The 6,119-nt window shown below is 59.4% G+C and carries 11 protein-coding genes; 5 read left to right on the top strand and 6 right to left on the bottom strand.

Translation table 11 applies throughout. The annotated features are described in order from the left end of the window. Nucleotides 1-105 precede the first annotated feature (105 nt). Entirely contained in the window at nt 106-444 is a 339-nt protein-coding gene (locus tag RMN95_RS15715; protein ID WP_309617847.1) for a hypothetical protein, read from the top strand. 6 nt (nt 445-450) lie between these two features. Here RMN95_RS15715 and RMN95_RS15710 read toward each other — a convergent pair whose 3' ends face one another. The 4 genes from RMN95_RS15710 to RMN95_RS15700 all read right to left on the bottom strand — a co-directional run bounded on the left by RMN95_RS15710 (nt 451) and on the right by RMN95_RS15700 (nt 1,918). Then, a complete protein-coding gene (locus tag RMN95_RS15710; RefSeq protein WP_309619504.1) occupies nt 451-663 on the bottom strand; it encodes a tyrosine-type recombinase/integrase in 213 nt (70 codons plus the stop codon). Further along, nucleotides 660-1,166 (bottom strand): hypothetical protein, encoded by a 507-nt coding sequence (locus RMN95_RS15705; RefSeq protein WP_309617845.1) that lies wholly within the window; start codon nt 1,164-1,166, stop codon nt 660-662. Before RMN95_RS15705 ends, RMN95_RS15710 begins: the two co-directional genes overlap by 4 nt. 33 nt (nt 1,167-1,199) lie before the next feature. Continuing rightward, nucleotides 1,200-1,373, bottom strand: coding sequence for a hypothetical protein (locus tag RMN95_RS17210; protein ID WP_397545309.1), 174 nt, complete (start codon nt 1,371-1,373; stop codon nt 1,200-1,202). A 239-nt stretch (nt 1,374-1,612) separates the two neighbouring features. Beyond that, entirely contained in the window at nt 1,613-1,918 is a 306-nt protein-coding gene (locus RMN95_RS15700; RefSeq protein ID WP_309617844.1) for a hypothetical protein, read from the bottom strand. Nucleotides 1,919-2,207: 289 nt separating this feature from the next. Between RMN95_RS15700 and RMN95_RS15695 the strand changes: the two genes are divergently transcribed. After that, complete coding sequence (locus RMN95_RS15695; protein ID WP_309617843.1) at nt 2,208-2,912, top strand: hypothetical protein; 705 nt, start codon at nt 2,208-2,210, stop codon at nt 2,910-2,912. On the opposite strand, the gene RMN95_RS15690 is transcribed toward RMN95_RS15695, so the two are convergent. Beyond that, nucleotides 2,909-3,421: a Fic family protein gene (locus RMN95_RS15690; protein ID WP_309617842.1), complete on the bottom strand. Its 513-nt coding sequence runs from the start codon at nt 3,419-3,421 to the stop codon at nt 2,909-2,911. The two genes, RMN95_RS15695 and RMN95_RS15690, sit on opposite strands and share 4 nt — an antisense overlap. Nucleotides 3,422-4,122: 701 nt before the next feature. Next, the gene (locus RMN95_RS15685) at nt 4,123-4,353 is read right to left on the bottom strand and encodes a helix-turn-helix domain-containing protein (protein WP_309617841.1); all 231 of its coding nucleotides are present in this window, start codon (nt 4,351-4,353) and stop codon (nt 4,123-4,125) included. 357 nt (nt 4,354-4,710) lie between these two features. On the opposite strand from RMN95_RS15685, the gene RMN95_RS15680 reads away from it, so the two are divergent. The 3 genes from RMN95_RS15680 to RMN95_RS15670 form a co-directional block, all read left to right on the top strand. Further along, nucleotides 4,711-4,962: a type II toxin-antitoxin system prevent-host-death family antitoxin gene (locus RMN95_RS15680; RefSeq protein WP_309617840.1), complete on the top strand. Its 252-nt coding sequence runs from the start codon at nt 4,711-4,713 to the stop codon at nt 4,960-4,962. After that, nucleotides 4,959-5,219: a Txe/YoeB family addiction module toxin gene (locus tag RMN95_RS15675; protein WP_309617839.1), complete on the top strand. Its 261-nt coding sequence runs from the start codon at nt 4,959-4,961 to the stop codon at nt 5,217-5,219. Before RMN95_RS15680 ends, RMN95_RS15675 begins: the two co-directional genes overlap by 4 nt. 632 nt (nt 5,220-5,851) lie before the next feature. After that, the coding region (locus RMN95_RS15670) for a Na+/H+ antiporter NhaA (protein WP_397545308.1) at nt 5,852-6,119 on the top strand (268 nt) is incomplete at its 3' end.

Here is a 6,119-nt window from a genome sequence, read left to right as displayed (position 1 = left end):
CCTAGTCGCCCAAATGCGTCCGTGGCAACGTTTTGGCAACACTTGACACCCGCCAATTCGCGTCATGGCCTAGCGCTTACCGCGCCAATCGAGGAGGGTAGCTGTATGCGACCAACCGGGCGGCAACGATTAGCAGCAGCCGGAGCGCTCCTGATCTACCTCGTGACTCTGCCGCTGCTTGGGTCGCTGTGGGTGACAGTCGTTTACCGCCGGTTTCCTGAGCTGGGATTCCGTGATCAGCTTTACCAGGTAGGGTCACTATCGACTACGATCCTGGGATCGCTTCTTTTTGTTGCGGCGCTCATCGTGACCGCGACGGTTATCTCAATTCTTCTGTACCCGAAAGCCGCTCGCATACCGTTGATCGGGATCATCGTGAATGTGGCGGTGTGGGCGGCCTCCGTTGCCACCATGGTTGAGCCTGCCCCAGTCCTCGGCGGCTAGCAGGCTTCACTCCGCAATTACCCGGATAGCCTCGTCCAGCGCTGCCGACACAGCATCCAAGTCGCTGTCAAAGAGATCCGAGTAGACGTCGAACGTCACAGCCGCCGACGCGTGCCCAAGCCTCCGCTGCACGGCTTTCACGTTCGCGCCCGCACTGATTGCCAGGCTCGCTGCCGTGTGTCTCATCTCGTGTGGTGTGAGCCCCTCTTTGCTGATCATCTCGGCGGCCGAATCGAACCAACCGAGATGGAATACCCTCCCCCCAGCCAACCGCCTCGTGCTGCCGCGAAGACCGGCGAGCCGGCCTCCTTGTCCTCGACGTGAGTCGCGAGTTCCGCAAGCAATGACGCCGGGACCGGTATCGAGCGAGCTTCGTAGTCTTTGGGCTCTGAGTCGATCTGGAAACTATCGACTTCGACGATCGTGCGGTGCACCTCGAGGAGGCCTCGCTTGAAGTCGACATCTTTAACTCGCAGACTGAATGCCCCACCCCATCGGAGCCCGCAATACGCAAGGACTCGCACGAGCAGCCCGTAGCCGTTCTTATCGCCGCGGAACATTCCCTTGCCCAGAGAGTCCACGGCATCCGCCAGATCTCGGACCTCCACGTGGCTCAAGTATTGCTTCGACGCCTTGCCCACCTTCGGGAGGTTTAGCCCGTGCGCCGGGTTGGCCGGGAGCCGCCCACCCTTGACCGCCATCTGCAAACTTCCCGACGGCACGTTGACGATCTTCCGAACGCTCGATGGCCCTTGCTACCGCGACAGTCCACCAGCCCACGTCTGCACGGTCCTGTGGTCTAGGGAGCCGAGCGGGTACCTGCCGAGTTGCGGCTTGATGTGCAGTTCCACGATGCCGCGAGCTCGTTCTCGTGAGGTCGGACGCCAGTCCGATCGGCTGTCCATCCACGAGTCGAGCCACTCCCCCACGAGCACCCTCGACTTTGACGGATCGATGTAGGCGCCACGGCTTTTGTCGATCTCCGTCTTTGCCAGGAACAGGTCAGCGTCCCGCTTGGTCTTGAAGCCACGCTTCTGAGCCTGAAGATGATCCGGTCGACGGTGGAAAACTCGATAACGCTATCCGCTCGAAGTCACATATGCATTGATGCTTTCCATGAATCGACTCTGGAGGGAGCGTCCGAAGCTGACAAGTATTTTGCGATGAGCTACAACCGAGTCAGCCCCACGCCGCTGAGAATCTGGCCCAACCAGACCGCGGAGTAGTCGATGGTCGAGTCACGATTCCCTTGGCGCTCTCGGGCCAAGTTGTTCCACGTCTCTGAATATTGGCCGATTGTTGGTTCAGGTATTCGCGATGGGTCGAACTCAGCACCCGCGGTCGCGGTCGCGGACCAGAAGTAGTCCTCGGAAATTTCGAGAGTCGCCCCGCTGGCTGCCTCTAGGTGGTCCAAGACGGCCGACATCGCAGCCCTCAGTTCATCGAAGCTGATCTCGAGCTTCCACGTTTCCATGCCGCCACCCTCCCAGATTCTTTGTCTCACGGTTCGTTTCTTCTTTCACTCTTTTGCCCTGCCCTACCGCCCCTGCTTTACTTCCCAACCTCCCACACACAACTTGTTGGGTGTGGGAGGTTGGGAAGTAGGCTCTGCCAGCCAGGCGGGGGCGGTAATACAGGAAAAAACCACCCAAAATCGTTCGTTTGGGTGGTCGCCCTTGGAATAGGAAAAGGAAGTCCCAGGACCACCTTTCCGCGGCAATTCGGATATGTCATAATTGCTCTGACTACAGAGGTGAATTGACATGGACAGCTTGATGACGAAAGATGTTGCCCGGGCGCTCGGCGTGTCTCAACGCCAAGTCACCGACCTTCTGCGATCTGGCAAGCTCTCCGGTGAGCAACTCTCCGACGGCACCTGGCTCGTGACTCCCCGCTCAATCAGCGAGCGCCGTTCGCTGAACGCAGGGGCAGGGCGCACGTGGTCAGCCGCATCCTCCTGGGCTCTGCTCGGCGAACTTTCTGGCCAATCGACCACGGGACTCTCGCAGAGCACGTTAGCCCGAATCCGCCGACGTATCCGCATAAGCACTGCGGAGGAGATCGCTCGCAAGGTCGCATCCCGAACAGTCGGGCACCGCTACACCGCGGACTCAATTGCCAAGACCGCCAGCGAGCTTGTATTAACCGGCAGGAGCGCTGCAGACGTGATCGACACTGAACTCACCAGCCAGACCCAAATCGTCGAGGGGTACCTCCGCAACATCGAGACACTTGATTCGTTCGCACGACGGCACCTCCTGTCGGCTGACAACTATGGGGACGTCACGATCTATGAGCGTCTTAACTCGCTGGAACTCGAGGGGCGCAACGCACCGCATGCCGTGATCGCTGCCGACCTCGTGAGAAGCACCTCAACCCGCGAGCGCTCAGCTGGCCTTGCCGCACTCGAGGAGATGCGGCGGAGATGGCTGGTTAAGCATCCGCTGAGATCGTCTGCGACGCTCTAAAGCGCGGAGCCAAACTCGTCCTGCGCGCTCTGCAATCGCACGTCCCAGAATTCGATCAGTGGTTGCAACCGACCGTTGTCGTATTTGGCGAGAGCTTTCGCGTAAGACGCAAATGCAGCGCTGCCCCGCTCAACCGCAACCTCAACAGGCGGAATGTCGAAACGGCCCATCAGCTCGATCAAAAGTACGCGGGTCGCCCTGCCGTTGAAGTCTTCGAACGGATGAACGTGCAGCAGCTCCCCCTCCGCGTAAGCCAACGCCTCGACCTGCAACTCGAAGGTGTTCGCTCCAAGGATGCGGGCGTTGACGTTGTCAACGTAGGTGCGCATTCGCACCGGGACTTCCCACGGTTGAGGCGGAACATGGTTACCGACCTGAACACTGATTGTTCGCCACGAACCTGCCATCTTCGGCAGCAATGGCAGCAGAAACGCGCTGTAGAAGTCCTTGATCAGTTGCTCGTCGAATGACCTGCTTGCGAACTCGCCGCGGACGACGTCGTCCAGCAAGGCCTCCAGATGGGAGCTATCGCAGCTGATAGCTCCGCGTAGGTTAGCGGGCCTCGGGAGGTGTCGAAGCCACGAGTTGAGCCCGCCGAGCTCTCGCTTGGCTGATCCATTCCTGAGATACCGGCTCACCTTCCATTGCCATGCTCGCCACAACGCGATCGATCACGACTGACCGTCGAATCCGCAACTTCTCTGAAGGCTCGAGGGCACGCCAAGCCGTAATGGCGTTAATAGCCTGCTTGGTAACGATGGCCTCTCTCTGATCTTCGATCTTAGGCTTCTGCACCACCCAACGCGATGGCTCTATCGACTCCGTGGCAACAGAATGGCAACGACTGGGGCACGCACGGGGTCAGTGAGCGCATTCGTGGCCAGCGTAGAACCCAATAATTAGGCCGAAGTTAGGGCGATTTCAGCTCACAGCGCGCCTCGCTTTCGCCCTCCGGAGACAGAGGCCACAGTTCGAGTCTGCGTGGGGGCACCCTGTCTTTCGCGACCTGCTCGACAACGATGCCAGGCTTTCGACCTCGCGCAGCACGCATAACGTCGTCACGGAATTCGCGAGGATCAGTAAGGCTTGGGCGTAACAACATCCCCTGGCCCACTGTCCCGGGCAGGCCAACTTAGATGTCACCCACCCGTGAAGCAAACCCAGGTCACCGTTGAGGTAGAGGTCAAGCTCTCGGTTTGCTATGAGCCACTTAGTTTCGCAAACGAGTCTCTGAGGTTGATAAGGGACTAAGTTCCACTTCGTAACCGAGTGCTTGCAGCACATCGAGAACTTTGTTCGCTTCGACTGTCGACTTGCCGCCCTCGAAATCCATGAGCCATTTTCTCGAGACGAAAGCGCGTTCGGCCAGCTGCTGTTGGCTCAGACCCTCCTCGGTTCGAAGCTGCCTGACTCGCGCGCCTAGTGCCCGTACGTTTTTCATGACAGTTCTTCCTCAGAGTTCAATTTGTCACCGTACGGTGTCAATGCTAAATGTCACCGTACGAGCACATCAGTAGTAGTCACCGTACAGTGACATCATCAACATCCCACATTCGAAAGGCCATGCCGTAGGCCAATGGCAATGGCAACACTTGAAACCAACCGTCGTCTGCGGTCCTGATCTACAGGCATTCGAAATGACTGTAGCTACGAGAAAGCTAAAGCCACTCCGGCTGCGTCCAGTAATCCCCTCAGGAGGCACGCGATAGACCCCGACGGGACAAGACGGAACGTTCAATCACGTCGTCCGTAGCATTTGGAGTGGTACGCTATCCAGTACCACTCACCGGAGGCGATCATGTCGGCAATTAGCGCGACCGACGCACGAAAGAACTTGTTCGGGCTCATCCAACAGGTCAACGACGACCACACCGTGGTCGAGGTCGTCTCCCGACACGGAAATGCGGTCATCCTGTCGAAGGATGACTATGACGCGATGACCGAGACGGCCTACCTCTTGCGGAATCCTGCGAACGCGGAGCGGTTGCTCGCGGCGACCGAGCGAGCCCGGCGAGGCGAGTTCGACCAGCACGACCTCCTGGACGCGTGACGCGCGCGATCACTTTCGACCCAAACGGCCGGGAGGACTACGTCTACTGGCAGACGCAGGATCGCAAGACTCTCAAGCGCATCAATCAGCTGATCAGCGACGCGCTGCGCGATCCGTTCGCTGGCGTTGGCAAGCCGGAACCGCTCAAGCACATCCTCTCCGGCGCGTGGTCGCGCCGCATTGACGACACTAACCGCCTCGTCTACTTCGTTACCAACGACCACATCGTCATCCTGCAGGCCCGCGAACACCAGTAATCGTGTGGTAGCCAGCTACCCTGCTTATTTACACAACTTGTCGGGGCGTAACTCGGCTCGTCGTCTTCGTGTGTGAGCTCTAATTGCGCACTCAGATTCAGTCGGCTTTAGGAGTTTCTATGTTTCCCGGTCTCGCTACGAAACGCATTCGACAAATTCTGCCCCTCCTGGCGCTCACATCCGCCCTCGTCGGCGCGGGTATTGGAAGCTTCGTCGGCCAGCCGAATTCCTGGGCATGGGCCTTCGGCGGTGCTGCGGTTGCGTGTCTCGTGGGGCTCTTCCTTTTCCAGGCTCGCCGCAGAGCAACTGGAGGTGCGGAACGATAGGTCGACCGGGAAGGTGCCGCTTGTGCCGGGAACCGACCGCTGGCAACACTGGACGATGAGCGCTCACGTGGTCTATCGCGGATGCGCCACGCCGGTATGACCCGCGAGGAGGAGTGCGATCTACTGGCGCAGCTTGGGACCCGGTAGGAATGTCCGAACATATTTGCTGAGGTGATCGGACCTCCTCCTGAAACGGCCGCGTCGTAGAATGGGAGTGGTGTGCCGGGAAGTCTGGTCGGCGGGCGGGTTTTTTCTGCTCTCGATTATCGCTCTGCCCGGAAAGGCCATCCATGACAGCCGTTTACCGTGAGTAAGCCTCCGCACGACCCGGTTCGGCAGGCTCCTCATTCGATCTGGCAGGGCATCCACCAGACGCTCCAGAGCGACACCATCGGAGGCACCCTTCTGCTCGGTGCCACAGTGCTGGCGCTTATTCTTGCGAACTCTCCGGCGGCACCGTTCTATGAGGCCGTGCGCGACGTCAGATTCGGGCCGGAAGCGTTGCATCTGAACCTTTCGGTGGGCCAGTGGGCGGCCGATGGGCTGCTCGCGATCTTCTTCTTCGTGGTGGGGC

It is taken from the genome of Salinibacterium sp., assembly GCF_031364185.1.
Classification (GTDB): domain Bacteria; phylum Actinomycetota; class Actinomycetes; order Actinomycetales; family Microbacteriaceae; genus Rhodoglobus.
The sequence above is the reverse complement of the archived record's forward strand: the minus strand, read 5'-3'. Positions and strand labels throughout refer to the sequence as shown.